Source organism: Oceanobacillus sp. FSL H7-0719 (assembly GCF_045040795.1).
Classification (GTDB): Bacteria; Bacillota; Bacilli; order Bacillales; family Amphibacillaceae; genus Oceanobacillus.
The window spans coordinates 3237200-3251462 of record NZ_CP150301.1 but is presented as its reverse complement, the minus strand read 5'-3'; the positions used below and the strand labels follow the sequence as shown (position 1 = coordinate 3251462).

14 protein-coding genes are annotated in these 14263 nt (G+C 37.6%); 4 read left to right on the top strand and 10 right to left on the bottom strand.

Annotated features, from left to right (window positions below):
* Window positions 1-9: 9 nt before the first annotated feature.
* Entirely contained in the window at window positions 10-606 is a 597-nt protein-coding gene (locus NST93_RS16595; protein WP_405098950.1) for an alpha/beta hydrolase, read from the top strand.
* Window positions 607-1400: 794 nt separating this feature from the next.
* On the opposite strand, the gene NST93_RS16590 is transcribed toward NST93_RS16595, so the two are convergent.
* Window positions 1401-2261 carry a VOC family protein gene (locus tag NST93_RS16590; RefSeq protein ID WP_405098948.1) on the bottom strand — a complete coding sequence of 287 codons (861 nt, stop codon included), beginning with the start codon at window positions 2259-2261 and terminating at the stop codon, window positions 1401-1403.
* A gap of 158 nt (window positions 2262-2419) precedes the next feature.
* On the opposite strand from NST93_RS16590, the gene NST93_RS16585 reads away from it, so the two are divergent.
* Window positions 2420-3178 (top strand): DUF3891 family protein, encoded by a 759-nt coding sequence (locus NST93_RS16585; protein WP_405098946.1) that lies wholly within the window; start codon window positions 2420-2422, stop codon window positions 3176-3178.
* A gap of 59 nt (window positions 3179-3237) precedes the next feature.
* Here NST93_RS16585 and NST93_RS16580 read toward each other — a convergent pair whose 3' ends face one another.
* From NST93_RS16580 to brnQ (NST93_RS16565), 4 genes are all read right to left on the bottom strand, one after another.
* Window positions 3238-3831 carry a lysophospholipid acyltransferase family protein gene (locus NST93_RS16580; protein ID WP_405098944.1) on the bottom strand — a complete coding sequence of 198 codons (594 nt, stop codon included), beginning with the start codon at window positions 3829-3831 and terminating at the stop codon, window positions 3238-3240.
* A gap of 92 nt (window positions 3832-3923) precedes the next feature.
* A complete protein-coding gene (locus tag NST93_RS16575) occupies window positions 3924-5021 on the bottom strand; it encodes a mechanosensitive ion channel family protein (RefSeq protein ID WP_405103923.1) in 1098 nt (365 codons plus the stop codon).
* Window positions 5022-5118: 97 nt separating this feature from the next.
* Window positions 5119-5883 carry a type I 3-dehydroquinate dehydratase gene (gene aroD, locus NST93_RS16570; RefSeq protein WP_405098942.1) on the bottom strand — a complete coding sequence of 255 codons (765 nt, stop codon included), beginning with the start codon at window positions 5881-5883 and terminating at the stop codon, window positions 5119-5121.
* A 234-nt stretch (window positions 5884-6117) separates the two neighbouring features.
* The gene (gene brnQ / locus NST93_RS16565) at window positions 6118-7479 is read right to left on the bottom strand and encodes a branched-chain amino acid transport system II carrier protein (RefSeq protein ID WP_405098940.1); all 1362 of its coding nucleotides are present in this window, start codon (window positions 7477-7479) and stop codon (window positions 6118-6120) included.
* A 248-nt stretch (window positions 7480-7727) separates the two neighbouring features.
* Between brnQ (NST93_RS16565) and NST93_RS16560 the strand changes: the two genes are divergently transcribed.
* Window positions 7728-8381, top strand: a complete 654-nt coding sequence (locus NST93_RS16560; protein WP_405098938.1) for a GntR family transcriptional regulator — start codon at window positions 7728-7730, stop codon at window positions 8379-8381.
* Between the two features lie 108 nt (window positions 8382-8489).
* On the opposite strand, the gene brnQ (NST93_RS16555) is transcribed toward NST93_RS16560, so the two are convergent.
* Window positions 8490-9851 carry a branched-chain amino acid transport system II carrier protein gene (gene brnQ, locus NST93_RS16555; RefSeq protein WP_405098936.1) on the bottom strand — a complete coding sequence of 454 codons (1362 nt, stop codon included), beginning with the start codon at window positions 9849-9851 and terminating at the stop codon, window positions 8490-8492.
* 388 nt (window positions 9852-10239) lie between these two features.
* On the opposite strand from brnQ (NST93_RS16555), the gene NST93_RS16550 reads away from it, so the two are divergent.
* Complete coding sequence (locus tag NST93_RS16550; RefSeq protein WP_405098934.1) at window positions 10240-11226, top strand: diaminopimelate dehydrogenase; 987 nt, start codon at window positions 10240-10242, stop codon at window positions 11224-11226.
* A gap of 64 nt (window positions 11227-11290) precedes the next feature.
* Here the strand turns inward: NST93_RS16550 and NST93_RS16545 are convergent, their stop codons facing one another.
* From NST93_RS16545 to NST93_RS16530, 4 genes are all read right to left on the bottom strand, one after another.
* Window positions 11291-11896, bottom strand: a complete 606-nt coding sequence (locus tag NST93_RS16545; RefSeq protein WP_405098932.1) for an SAM-dependent methyltransferase — start codon at window positions 11894-11896, stop codon at window positions 11291-11293.
* A gap of 256 nt (window positions 11897-12152) precedes the next feature.
* Complete coding sequence (gene serC / locus NST93_RS16540; protein ID WP_405098930.1) at window positions 12153-13232, bottom strand: 3-phosphoserine/phosphohydroxythreonine transaminase; 1080 nt, start codon at window positions 13230-13232, stop codon at window positions 12153-12155.
* Window positions 13233-13430: 198 nt separating this feature from the next.
* Window positions 13431-14099 carry a uracil-DNA glycosylase gene (locus NST93_RS16535; protein ID WP_405098928.1) on the bottom strand — a complete coding sequence of 223 codons (669 nt, stop codon included), beginning with the start codon at window positions 14097-14099 and terminating at the stop codon, window positions 13431-13433.
* Window positions 14100-14119: 20 nt separating this feature from the next.
* A complete protein-coding gene (locus tag NST93_RS16530; RefSeq protein WP_405098926.1) occupies window positions 14120-14263 on the bottom strand; it encodes a hypothetical protein in 144 nt (47 codons plus the stop codon).

Genomic DNA, 14263 nt, shown 5'->3' with positions numbered 1-14263 from the left:
ATACAAAAAGTGAAACATGTATTCCAAAAAGGAAATGATTCATCAAGACCAACATTACTTCTATTGCACGGAACCGGAGGCAATGAACATGATTTATTGCCCTTAGCTGAAATTATTGATAAAGATGCAAATGTCCTAAGTGTTCGTGGAAATGTACTTGAAAATGGCATGCCTCGATTCTTCAAAAGACTTGCTGAAGGTGTTTTCGATGAAGAGGATTTGATTTTCCGTACAACCGAATTAAATAATTTCCTTGATGAGGCTGCTGAGAAATATGAATTTGACCGCACTAATATTACTGCTGTTGGCTACTCAAACGGTGCAAACATTGCCGCAAGCCTCATGTTCCATTATGAAAATGCGTTAAAAACCGCTATCTTGCACCACCCCATGGTACCAAGAAGAGGAATTAAGCTGCCAAACCTTGCAGAAAAACGCGTATTTATTGCAGCGGGGACAAATGATCCAATCTGTCCGCCACAAGAGTCAGAGGAATTGAATAAGCTTCTGGCTAATGCAGGCGCTGAGGTTGAACTGCATTGGGAAAATCGTGGACATCAATTAACAATGAATGAAGTAAATGCAGCAACTGCTTGGTATAAATAATAATCTGCTGCGTTAGAAGAATTATAAAAAGCCTGGGCAAATGAAATATAATAGATTAAAATCCGAACGATATCTCATTTTCGTTCGGATTTTAAATTGACTCTTGTATTCCTAAATTTAGAGTAATATTAGTCTCATTGTCTAATTATCTCCTTTTGGAGGTCCACATTTCCACTGGATGAAGAAGTCAGTAATTAATAAGTACTAAAGAGGTTGGGATTTAACCAATACCAACCAAATAAAAGAAGAACATTATCGAATAAAGAGCTTTAAATGTTAACTTTTTATAACTGGAAAATGATTCATAGTCGATAGAAAGTGCTGATTATCTTAATTCAGGGTAACTTTAGATTTGCCTTCTACCCTATTGGCTGGAAGTCCGCAGTCCAAATACTAACGGTTATTTCATTGAATTTTGGCAGGATATGCATGTTAATCTCACTAAACTATTTTAAAGCATACACATAAAGGTATTTCAGCTGATAGCTTAAGATAAGGAGCCACTCTTTTATAACTATAATTAGAACGCAAAATAAGCTAATCAGCACTTAGCAGCCCGAATACACGAAGACTCCTAGGGGAGGAAAGGCCTAGGTGAGACTGCGAGTGCGTTAGCGCGAGTGGCTCACCAGCCGCCCCTGGAAAGCGAAGTGTATTCGGGCTGCGATTTTCCAGAGGTGTCCGTAAAGCACTGAATTGAAGTAATCAGGATTCCACTTAAAATCCGAACGAATTTAAAGTATCGTTCGGATTTTTTTAAATTATATTTCTTTTGTTCCAACGTTTTTTTATTATTACTTAATGACAAAGCGTATTTTAATGCCTGAGGGATCTTCAACAAAGAAGTCACTTTCTATCTTAGTTATCTTTACATTCATTCCCCGTAACCTTTCCAATGTCTCTTCTCTCTTCGCTTCATCTGGAAAGACAAGTGAATACCAATTTAACCCTACACTGCTCGGACTTGGCTGTGGCGCGTTTTCCCCATTCCATGTATTCATTCCAATATGATGATGATAACCATTATGTGATGAGAATAGAGCACCAGGAAATTCTGTAACAATATCATAGCCAATTCCATTGACATAGAAGCTGCGTGATTTTTCAATATCTGCAACATGTAAATGAATATGACCTATGACAGTTTCTTCAGGCATCCCTTGCCAAGGAGCATTCATATCTCTAAGCAACCCTTCTGCATCAAGTGCAACAGTCGCCATTGAAACCTGACTTCCCGTCCATTCCCAATTAGCAGAATCACGGTCAGCTGCAATCTCAATTCCATTTCCATCTGGATCATCAAAATATAACGCTTCACTAACATAGTGATCAGACGCGCCCAAGCGCATATTACCACCAGATTTTTCTACAATATGCTGAAGCAGAGCAGCTAAATCTGCACGCTTTGGCAGTAAAATTGCGAAATGATATAAACCAGTTGTTCTTTCTTGTTTTGGCATGACATTTGCAGGCTGCACAATTGTAAGGAGCGGATTCTCACCATCTGCTGTTAATACAGCTTGTTCTCCTGTTTGCTCTAGTACTTTAAAACCTAAAAAGTCACGGTAAAAGTCTAAAGATCGCTCTAAATTTGTAACATTAATATTGACCTCCCCTACGTAAATTGTAGGCTTGTTAAAAAACTTTTTTTCCATCTATATTCACCCTTCTGATTTATTACCTTTTTCAACTAACTTACTTTATGTAACTAATATATAATGAATTAAGTGTCTTGTCAATCATTCGGATTTATTTTTTGCTGAAGGGGTATCTTCTATACTATAGGTAAAGGATTTTTGAAAGGAGTTTAAAAATGATTATTAGAGAAAGTGAAAGAGATTTTATCATGATTCGTCAGCATGACCATGCAGCGGTTTCTAAAAAAATGATTGAATCTGTTCAAACAAAGTTTTTTCCAGATCATTCTTTAAAACAATCTGTACTTTACGCTGTCCAAATGCATGACTATGGCTGGAAGAACTTTGATAGTGAGCCATTTTGGAATGATGAGAAGGCTGCACCCTATTCTTTCATTGACTTTCCTAATGCAGGAAAAACAATTCTTTATAAACATGGGATAGATGAGGTAGAAAAGCACAATGCATATGCAGGCTTATTATGCAGTGAACATTATTTACGATTTCTTGCTGAAGATTCCTCAGCAGCATCTCAAGCATTTGTCGCCAATGAACAAGTAAGGCAAGATGCGATACGCAATAAGATGAAGATAGACCCTGATTTATTTACTTTTCATTTCGAACTGCTCAAACTCGCTGACAACCTTTCTTTATTTCTTTGCTTACATGCACCCGATTCCAGCAAAGAAGAGACACACTCATTTTTCATAGATGGAATTCGGCTCCCTGCAATGCTAGCGGAACAATTAGGAAAGACAATTGAATTAGAGTGGATTGATAATGAAACGGTTTCCTGCGAGCCCTCTCTCTTTCAGAAACCTGTTACACTTTCGATTCCTTTTAAAAGAGTTGCCAAAGAAAGCATATCAACAGTGGGCTTACGCAAAAGCTATACAGAAACTGCAGAAGAGTTTTTAAAGTTGAAAGTCGTATAATATGAAGCCACTTAAAAAGGGTATTATGCGCATTCATTTTCGCATAATACCCTCTTCTATCATTTCTCTTTTAACTCTCTCTGCAATGTATAAAGTTTTTCATTCAAATCATTCATCATAACGTCCATCGCTTCTTTTTTCGGCTGATCCTCCGGCAAATAAATTGGATCCCCGAAAATTAATTTTGGCTTCTGGAATTTAAGCAAGTCCTTAAAATTATTCGGTCCAACATATGCAGCTGGAACAATCGGTGACTTGCCATAGGCGGCAATGGTTACTGCCCCGCGTTTTAACGGAACTTCTTCAGTTGAACGTGTGCCACTTGGGAAAATGCCGATTATCTTTCCTTCCTTTAGAAGCTTGCGTGGTATCTTTATCGTACTTGGGCCGGGATTATCCCGGTCAACTGGGAAGGCATTCAGCACAGTCATCAGCCATTTTGTAAATTTCGTCTGGAATAGTTCCTTCTTTGCCATATAATGAATTTCTCTTGGCAATAAGGCAACTCCCAGCCAAAGAATATCTACCCAGCCTGTATGTGTACAAGCAATAATGTAACCGCCTGATTTTGGTAATTTGTCTTTTTTATAAACTTTAATTCGTCCAAAGATACTTAAAATTAATTTAACTACATTCGCTGCAAAACGATACATTCTTCTTCCTCCTAGACTCCGACACTCCTTCTTATTTTATCATAAAGCATATGGAACGGGTATACCTAATCCAGGAGGTGAGATGGACAGTCTTAAGATTCTTCTGTGTTCTCTTTTCCATTTGGCATCATTTCTTCTGATTCAACCTTAAGACGTCTGGTTGGTACAGCGATTTCTACCCTTTCTTCAGTCAAAATATCATATATTTTATAGTTTATATCCTCTTTTACTTGTAAATATTCTGCCCAAACCGTTGTCTTCGTAAAGAAGTAGAGAAGAATTTCCAGCCCATTATCCTGATACTGGTCAAATTTAACAAAAATTGTTTCTGGATGTACCCCTTCATGCTCCTTCACTAATGTTTCAATACGGTCAACAACACGACGAACCTTCTCCGTAGGTGTGTCATAAACAAGCTTTAGAGTAAAATTAACTTGTCTTTTTCCCATTTTACTCCAGTTTGTAATATTTTCATTTCCTAGTATGGCGTTTGGAACGGTTACGAGTGCGTCAGCGAAGGTCCGAACCCTCGTACTTCTAAAACTAATTTCTTCAACAGTTCCTTCGACAGACGGGGTTAGAATCCAATCACCTATTGTGAAGGGTTTTTCAGAAATAAGTACTATTCCACCAACCATATTAGCAAGTGCGTCTTTCGCTGCAAGAGATATCGCAAGACCACCAAGGCCTAAACCTGCAATGAAACCTTCAATATTGTAATCAAATTCCTGCAGTACAATCGTTAAGGTAATTGCAACGATAATAAACTGCAAAGCTTTCGATAACAGTGGAATAAGAATCTCATCAATCTTCAAGTTTGTCTTTTCATTAATTTTATAGAACAGTGTTGATGATGATGAAGATAGATTAAACAAACCCCATGCCGCTAAGATAATAATAGAAGATTTCATCACATGCTCAAACAGTTCATTTTCGTGATTGAGATATGGGTAAGCGCGAACGGCTAAATAAATACCAATAATAATAAACAGCCATTCTACTGGCTTCTGAAATGATCGGAAAATGTTTGATAAAAAATTGATTCTTGTTTTATTAATCATCCGCATGATGATTTTGAATATATACTTCGTGAAAAGTTTCCGAAAGAGCAAGAATAACAGAAAAATCCCGATTGCAATTCCGAGATGCTTCAGATGCTCCTGGGAAATGAAAAAATTTAAAGTTTCCATTTTGAACATATTGTATTACCTCCAAACCAACTTGCATTTGTTGCTGGAACCTTGTATGCCATTTTATAGCAGTTCCATGTGTTTCGAACCAACTCATCTATTCCGCTTGATGGATTAATTGGAGAATTTCTTTGAGTTTATCGACAGAAATTTGTCCTGGAGCAGAAGCTTTTTTCGCGGATGCAAAAGTAATTGCAGAACCAAATAACTCACCACTAAATCGGGATAGCATACCTAAACACCCCATTGCAATCATAATAAAAGCCTGATCAGGATATTTTCGTTTCAACTGAAGATTAACAGCACATACTGTAAGTACATCCTCTTCAGATTGAGGCATTACCGCAATTTTGGGCAGGTCAGCGCCCCGTTTAAGTGCTTGTTCTATAATAGATATCATTTTCTCTTTTTCAGGTGTTTTATGAAAATCATGATTCGAAACAACTGTATGCACTTTATATTGTTTTGCCGTTTCTATCAAATTCAAAACAATTTTGTCTTCCATAAATAATTCGATATCGATTAAGTCTGCATAACCTGATGCTGCCACTGCCTTATTAAGCAAGAGATAATATTCTGAAGGAATTTCTTTCTCTCCCCCCTCGCCTTTCGTCCGAAAACTAAAAAGCAAAGGCAAGCTCCCTAAAGCTTCTTTCAGCTTGGGTAAAGTATGTAAAACAACATTCAAATCAGTTGCATCCTGAAAAAAATCCACACGCCATTCTGCAAGATCTGCCGCAGATTTTCGAATTACAGTACACTCTGATAATAATTCTTCCACAGTTGTTCCAGTTAAAGGGGTGCAGATTTTTGGCATCCCTGTACCAATAGGCGTTTTATTTATTACTATACCCTTTTCCATGACGCATCTCTCCTTCACTTTCACTTTACACACTACATCTCTATTTTATAACCTCTATTGTAATTTCAGCAACATCAACAGAAATTATAATTTAAAAATTAGTCTTTTGCTGTTTCATCAAGCGGTTCTGCAGGACTAATTACATCCTGCTACCATTAGTATTATTCTAAGTTATCTGTATGCAAGAAACAAATATAAAGAGCCCCTCAAGTTCTGTTCCTGAGGGGGCTGCTTTTAGTGTTCTTCAATTGGAGTTGACAGGTTTAGCACTCTGGCAAGTATACCCGTAATCAGAATAACGATTAGGGCTGGGAGCAGCCAGCCTATTCCTTCATTATAAAAAGGTAATATACGCTCATAAAATTCCACGATTGGCTTGATGAAATGAAACATTTCAACTTCCAATGAATCAGCAAGTGCTTTTATTCCATCAACGATAGCAATTAAGAAAGTAACAGCTATCGTTGCAACATACACAAAACGTGCATGATTAAATAACGGTGATAAGAAGGTCAATAAAATTAATACAATTGCCAGCGGATATAAAAACATTAATATTGGCACGGAATATGTAATAATATTTTCCAAACCGAAGTTAGCAATGGTAAATGTAAAGAGAATAAAAATTACTACAAACGTTTTATAACTGATCTTCGGTAACAATGTATGAAAGTATTCTGCGTTTGCTGTAATTAAGCCAATTGCAGTGGTTAGGCATGCAAGAATAATCATTACGGCAAGCAGTACAGAACCTATTGTACCAAAATAATGGGATGCAGCACCGCTTAATACCGGTCCGCCAGTATCAGACAGTCCTAATGTTGTAACACTTGTTGCACCCAAATATGAGAAACCTACATAGATAACTGCCAATAAAGAGATGGCAATTACTCCAGTTTTTACTGCAACCGATAGAATTTCTCCTTTACCTGTCACACCATATGCTCGTATTGCATTAATAACGATGATAGCAAAGACGAGGGAGGCAATTGTATCCATCGTATTATAACCTTCAAGGAACCCTGTTAGAAATGGACCACTCCTATAGCTATCCTGTGCATCGCCAATAGAATCCATCGGGTTAATAAATACGGCAATTAATAAGATAACGATTAGAAGTACTAATGCAGGTGCTAATACTTTCCCAACCGTATCAACAATTTTTGCTGGAAAAAGTGAGAATAATAGTGTAACAAGGAAGAATAGCAAAGTAAAAATAAATAATCCTGTTTGTTCAAATCCCTCTGGAACAAAAGGCAAAACCCCTGTCTCATATGCCACTGTTCCTGTTCTTGGCGCTGCAAAGAATGGCCCAATAGTTAAATAAAGCAGTGCAGTAAAAAACACCCCATAAACTGGGTGTACTCTGCTTGCTAGTCCTTGCAAGTTTTTATTGCCGGAATACGCGATTGTTACTACACCAAGCAAAGGAAGCCCGACCCCTGTGATTAAAAATCCAATAATTGCTGACCAAATATTCTCGCCAGCATACTGTCCAAGCTGCGCTGGAAAGATAAGATTTCCAGCTCCAAAAAATAGAGCAAATAACATAAAGCCAATGGCAAATTGACCAGATGCCGAAATTTTATTTCTCATAAATCTGTTCCTCCTTATAGCTGCTTTCAATTAAGAATTATCAAATAATTCAACGCATTTTATATACAGTAGGTTTATAACCGGAATATACTATACTATTTCCCGTAAGAAAATACAATACATAGACTTTAGGCTGACTGGAACTCTCGCACTCTAGTTTAATGTCTTTTACCAATATATTGCATATTACATTTTTTTGTCATATGATACTATTAATATTAAATAATAAATGAAGGGGGAACAATTGGATGCCAATACCTGAGAATCACACCAAATCTGCCAGAATTACAGCAAAGGATAGTGCGTATAATCAAATCCAACAATGGATAATAGAAGGCACCCTCCTTCCCGGTGAGAAGCTGCATGACACAGAGCTTGCTGAAGCAATTGGAGTTAGCCGAACACCGATAAGAGAAGCATTACAAATTCTTGAAATGGAAGGTTTTGTAAAGATGTATCCTGGTAAAGCCACACAGGTTACAGAGATTGAGCGAGAAGCAATTCATGATTTATTACCTCCATTAGCCGCATTGCAAGGACTTGCAATCAAGCTGGCAATTGAAAACATAGAAAATACTACAATCACTAAACTGGAAACGATTAACGAACGCTTCGAAACGGCGATTCAATCTGAAAACTTCTTTTCCGCACTAAAAATTGACGAAGAGTTTCATCAAGTTATTATTGATGCTGCAAACAATCGGTATATTACAGAAATTGTCCGTTCCCTGCAAGCCCATATTCGCAGACATTTCTTTCATAATGCAATTGTCCTTACAGAAGAATCTATCAATGATCACAAACAAATTATCGACTATTTAAAGGTAAGAAATGCCGAAAAAGCAGCTCAGATTATAGAAGAAAATTGGCTGCGAACCCTTGAAATCTTTTCATTGGATTAGGTATATAAAGCGAATAGTCTTATAAACTGACAGCAAAAGCAAAAAACCATATGAACCCAAGAACAAAAGAGTCTTGAATACATATGGTTTTTTATGATATTCCTGCAATTAATTTACTTCAGGTGCACTTGATAAATTAAATACTTTAGAAACTACAGCAGATATGATGATGGTAATTATCGCTGGTAACAGCCAGCCTAAGCCTTGATCATACAACGGCAATGCCTTTTCATAGAAATCAATTATCGGAACCATAAAGCTAAAGTAGCCGATTTCCAATGAGTCACATAACGCCATTAAACCATCAAAGATACTAATTAAGAAAGTAACAGCAATTGTTGCAACGTATACCATACGAGCATGATTAAACAATGGCGATAAGAATGTAAGGAGCATTAATACAATCGCTAATGGATACAGGAACATTAGCACTGGCACAGAATAAGTAATAATATTTGCTAGACCGAAGTTCGCTATAATAAAAGTAATCGTTGTAAAGAATACAACCAATGTTTTATACCCAATCTTCGGAAATAGTGTATGGAAATACTCTGCATTAGCTGTAACTAATCCAATCGCTGTTGTTAAACAAGCTAGAATAATCATAACTGCAAGCAATAAAGAACCAACAGATCCGAAATAATGTGATGCAGCCCCACTGAGCACGGGTCCCCCAGTATCAAATAATCCTAATGAGCCAACACTTGTTGCTCCTAAATATGCAATCCCTACATAGATAACTGCAAGCAATGAAATTGCAATTAAACCTGATTTAATCGTAGCTGATAGAATACTCTTTTTATTCGTTACACCAAATGCGCGGATAGCATTTATAACAATGATTCCAAATACCAATGATGCTAGAGCATCCATTGTGTTATAGCCTTCAAGGAAGCCGGTAACAAATGCGCCGCTTGTATATCCGTCTTCCGCAGTTCCGATTGCATTCATTGGATTAATAAATGCTGTTACTAATAATACTAGAATAAGAAGCACAAGTGTTGGCGCCAAAATCTTACCAACATTATTAACAATTTTCGCTGGATAAAGTGAGAATAACAGTGTTACAGCGAAAAATACTAAAGTAAAAATTAACAATCCTGTCTGCTCTGAACCAGCTGGCACGAATGGCATAATCCCGACTTCATATGCAACTGTCCCAGTTCTTGGTGCTGCAAAGAATGGTCCAATTGTCAGATAAAGCAATGCTGTAAAAAACACACCATATGCAGGATGCACTCTGCCCGCTAACTCCTGCAGGTTAGAACTGCCTGAGAAGCCCATCGCTATAATTCCCATTAAGGGAAGTCCCACTCCAGTAATTAAAAAGCCAAATACCGCTGTCCATATATTTTCTCCTGCATACTGTCCCAGCTGTGCTGGAAAAATCAGGTTACCAGCGCCAAAGAATAATGCAAATAACATAAAGCCGATTGCAACGTATGCAGAAATCGAGACTTTGTCTTTCATAAATTTTCCCCCTAGATGATGCCTAGCTCTGAGTTGCGAATTATCAAACAATTTATAGCGAGCTATATGCAATATATTAGTAATTGAAATCTACTATACTACCTTCTTTAGAGAAAAACAATATATAAACTACAAATTTTTTGATTTTTTCCGCTAAAGCGATTTCAATTCTATCTTTCTCTCTTACTTAACTGTCACGCCGGGAGATTTCGTCAGCTTTTTTTACATAACAAGGCTAGAAGATGGTAACATTCGCCCTCGATATTACCGATTCTTAAGAAGAAGAAAATACTGATTGTAATTAAATCCATTTCTAATATTTGAGGAGAGAAGTATTTTTCTGTATGATAAAACGTATACTATTATGTTATCTAAAAGGAGGATTATAATGAGTAACCAAATCAGAATTGGAATTATAGGCTATGGAAATTTAGGAAAAGGAACGGTGAAAGCCGTTAAACAATCCTCCGACATGGAAGTCGTTGCTGTATTTACTAGAAGAGATCCAGATAGTCTTCAGCTCGAAGATGCAGCTATTAAAGCATTGCATATTGATGACATTCAAAGTTATCAGGATAAGATTGATGTGATGATACTTTGTGGCGGTTCAGCAACAGACTTGCCCGAGCAAGGACCACAATACGCTCAGCTTTTTAATACAGTTGACAGTTACGATACACATGCAAAAATCCCTGAATATTTTGCGGCTGTAGATAAGGCTGCAAAAGCTGGCGGTAAAACAGCAATCATCTCAGTTGGCTGGGATCCCGGTTTATTCTCAATAAATCGCGTAATCAGTGAAGCAATTATTCCAAATGGTGAAACGTATACTTTCTGGGGCAAAGGCTTGAGCCAAGGTCATTCTGACGCTGTTCGCCGGGTTGAAGGCGTTAAAGCTGGTGTCCAATATACAATACCATCAGAAAAGGCGATTGATCGAGTTCGAAGCGGTGAAAATCCTGTATTGGAAACTGCAGAGAAACATCGCCGTGTTTGTTATATCGTAGCTGAAGAAGGCTATGATGAGAGTGAAATTGAAGACACAATCAAAACGATGCCAAATTATTTTGATGAGTACGAAACAGAAGTACATTTCATTACAGAAGAAGAACTGACAGAAGAACATGCCAAGTCACCTCATGGCGGATTCGTCATCCGCTCAGGCAATACTGGCAAGGATAATAACCAGCTTATTGAATTCTCATTAAAGCTTGATAGCAATCCAGAGTTTACATCAAGTGTGCTTGCAGCTTACGCAAGAGCTGCATATCGTTTAAGCGAAGAAGGAGCAATCGGTGCAAAAACAGTATACGACGTTGCACCTGGCTATATTTCTCCACGTTCAGCCGCTGAATTGCGCAAAGGATACTTATAAAGGCAGTACAACCCGTATTGGATTCTTATCCAATACGGGTTGTATATTTTCATGATTCAAGTCATTAATATCGATATATCAATATCCGTTCATTATTATTTTTTTCATAAAATCCATCCAGCTTAATTTCTTCGATTAATTCAAATGCAGTATTTTTTTCCAGGTAATAAATATATTCCTCATGAGGATAATAAAGAATAATATTAACCGTGCGCGGGGATTGTTCGACAGAGCCAAGAATATTATTTACTACCTTAGTAAAAATCTGAACGGAAAAAGGATTAAAGAAATAAAATAAGTTATCCTTTCCTGTAATACGATATTCTTCTGCAAGGCAGGCAATAAATTCAATCTTCTCTGGATTGCCTGGATGCAGTTTTAAATATTGTTCCCGGTTCACAATCGCATCTTCAATAAACCGTTCGTCCATCTCAATTCCTTTTACCACAGCACCAGTATAGTGGTGCAGGAAAAAGTTCAAACGTCCCTTTCCACAGCCAAAGTCAACAATATAATCCTTAGCAGTGATTGCATCGTTTTCTAATAACGCCTCAAGCGCATCATAGGATGTGGGCTCATATGGATTGTAATGCAATGAAGATGGAAGAAGTTTATACTTATCCTCTCTCGTCTTAATGCCAAGTAATTTATCATATTTATGCTGTTTCATTGTATCGATTCACTTCTCCTTTTACAGTGGAAAAATAATGGGATTATAAATATCATCACCGCAAATAATAGCAGTGGTGAAAGTTTGTACCATTTCGTCCACCCTTATCCCTTCAACAGTAAGTTTAAAAACTTCCTATAACCATATTGGCAGATTCGGAATGAGATGACAACTTCCCCTAATGAGAAGAGTTCGTATGGAAAGGATATGGGGTTATAAAAAAAGAGCCCTCTTAACTATGAGGACTCTTTTTGGATTAGCGATATTTCTCTTCAAAGTCTCGCATCAAGTCTACAAGTTTTTGAACTCCTTCAATTGGCATTGCATTATATATGCTGGCACGCATTCCCCCGACGGAGCGATGCCCTTTTAAGGTCTCTAAGCCTGCTGTCTTGGCTTCTTTTATAAACGCTGCATTTAGTTCGTCTGACTTTGTTGCAAAAGGAATATTCATTAAAGATCTACTGCCTTTTTCTACTGGTGATGTAAAGAAAGAAGAGCCATCTAAAAAGTCATAAAGCAATTTCGCTTTCTCACGATTCATCTTTTCCATCTTTTTAATTCCACCTAGCTCTTGCAGCCATTCAAAAACCAACTTTGCCATATAAATTGCAAATGTTGGTGGCGTGTTATAGAGCGAGCCTTTGTCACTATGTGTCTGGTAATCTAACATTACTGGACAACTTTCCCTCGCTCCACCAATTAAGTCTTCACGGATGATTACAATCGTTAAGCCTGCCGGACCAATATTCTTTTGTGCTCCGGCATAAATCACCCCGAATTTGGTAATATCAATTTCCTCAGACATAATATTAGAAGACATATCAGCAACTAAAGGAATTTCTCCTGTCTCTGGAAATGCAGCAAATGCCGTTCCTTCTATCGTATTATTTGTAGTTATATGTACATAATCATAGGATTTATCCAATTTCCCATTTTCCAGCTGGGGAATATAGGAAAAGTTCTTATCTTCAGAAGAAGCAACCATATCAATATCACCATATTTTTTTGCTTCTTTTATTGCTTTTATTGACCATGAACCGGTATGTATGTAAGCTGCCTTGCCTTTTTTCATTAGGTTCAATGGCACCATAGAAAATTGCTGTGTTGCTCCGCCTTGCAGGAAAAGCACTTTATACTGTTCCGGAATATTCAGCAGCTCACGGAATAGCTTCTCTGCTTCTTCGATAATCTCTACAAATGCAGAAGAACGGTGACTTAATTCCATAACAGACATTCCAGTATCTGCATAGTTAACAAGCTCTTGTTGTGCCTTTTCCAATACTGGCAGCGGCAGCATTGATGGACCTGCCGAGAAATTATATACACGTTTCATCTTAACCCGCACCCCACTTTTCTAAATTCCACTCAACTTTCGGACTACATATAATAAATTGTTTATATTTATGCATTATAAGAGATAATGATACAGGAAGCAATAGGGTGCTCCTTGTCATATCCATATTTCCAGAATAAGTGCCCTGTCCTACACATTACTTTCTTTCGTACATTCCATTATTTTGTATGAATACTATTAATCTATCTCCCATTCAACTGGCTCACGACCAGCACGAATTAGAAATTGATTTGCTTGCGAAAATGGTCTGCTGCCGAAAAAGCCGCGATTTGCTGAGAAAGGACTTGGATGGGCAGACTTAATAATTAAATGATTCTCGTTTGTTATGAATGATGCTTTTTCCTGGGCATGTCGTCCCCATAATATAAATACAACTGGATCTTCTTTTGCATTGACACGCTCGATTATCTTGTTGGTAAGCTGCTCCCAGCCTTTTCCCCTATGTGAACCCGGCTGCTTCTCTCTTACAGTCAGCACCGTATTCAGTAATAGGACACCTGATTTCGCCCAATTTACTAGGCTGCCATGTTCTGGGATAGGTATTTTTAAATCTGCATGCAATTCCTTATAAATATTGCGCAGTGATGGAGGAATTCGCACACCATGCTGCACTGAAAAACTCAAGCCCTGTGCCTGGTTCGGTCCATGATATGGATCCTGTCCGATAATAACAACCTTTGTGCCCTCATAGCTTGTATAATGCAGTGCATTGAAAACATCCTTCATCGGCGGATAGATAGTCTCATTTTGATACTCATCTTTTAAGAATTCGCGGAGCTCCAGATAATAATGCTTTTGAAACTCATTCTGCAGCAGTGGTTTCCAGTCATTTTTTAATATACTCATCGATTCCTTTACCTCCCTTTCTAAAACATATCAGTAATCCAACGAAAAAGTCGAATAAAAACGCGTGGAATAAACAAAAGCAAATCACCGATAAATATCCACCAGTCTAAACGATCTACTCGTTCCTCCATATTCCTCTTTTTTCTTTTTTCAGCACGTTTCAA

Bases quoted from the DNA above. Each gene is read 5' to 3' on its own strand.
- NST93_RS16590 (WP_405098948.1), bottom strand. From the start codon at position 2,261: ATGGAAAAAAAGTTTTTTAACAAGCCTACAATTTACGTAGGGGAGGTC.
- NST93_RS16585 (WP_405098946.1), top strand. From the start codon at position 2,420: ATGATTATTAGAGAAAGTGAAAGAGATTTTATCATGATTCGTCAGCAT.
- NST93_RS16580 (WP_405098944.1), bottom strand. From the start codon at position 3,831: ATGTATCGTTTTGCAGCGAATGTAGTTAAATTAATTTTAAGTATCTTT.
- NST93_RS16575 (WP_405103923.1), bottom strand. From the start codon at position 5,021: ATGGAAACTTTAAATTTTTTCATTTCCCAGGAGCATCTGAAGCATCTC.
- aroD (WP_405098942.1), bottom strand. From the start codon at position 5,883: ATGGAAAAGGGTATAGTAATAAATAAAACGCCTATTGGTACAGGGATG.
- brnQ (WP_405098940.1), bottom strand. From the start codon at position 7,479: ATGAGAAATAAAATTTCGGCATCTGGTCAATTTGCCATTGGCTTTATG.
- NST93_RS16560 (WP_405098938.1), top strand. From the start codon at position 7,728: ATGCCAATACCTGAGAATCACACCAAATCTGCCAGAATTACAGCAAAG.
- brnQ (WP_405098936.1), bottom strand. From the start codon at position 9,851: ATGAAAGACAAAGTCTCGATTTCTGCATACGTTGCAATCGGCTTTATG.
- NST93_RS16550 (WP_405098934.1), top strand. From the start codon at position 10,240: ATGAGTAACCAAATCAGAATTGGAATTATAGGCTATGGAAATTTAGGA.
- NST93_RS16545 (WP_405098932.1), bottom strand. From the start codon at position 11,896: ATGAAACAGCATAAATATGATAAATTACTTGGCATTAAGACGAGAGAG.
- serC (WP_405098930.1), bottom strand. From the start codon at position 13,232: ATGAAACGTGTATATAATTTCTCGGCAGGTCCATCAATGCTGCCGCTG.
- NST93_RS16535 (WP_405098928.1), bottom strand. From the start codon at position 14,099: ATGAGTATATTAAAAAATGACTGGAAACCACTGCTGCAGAATGAGTTT.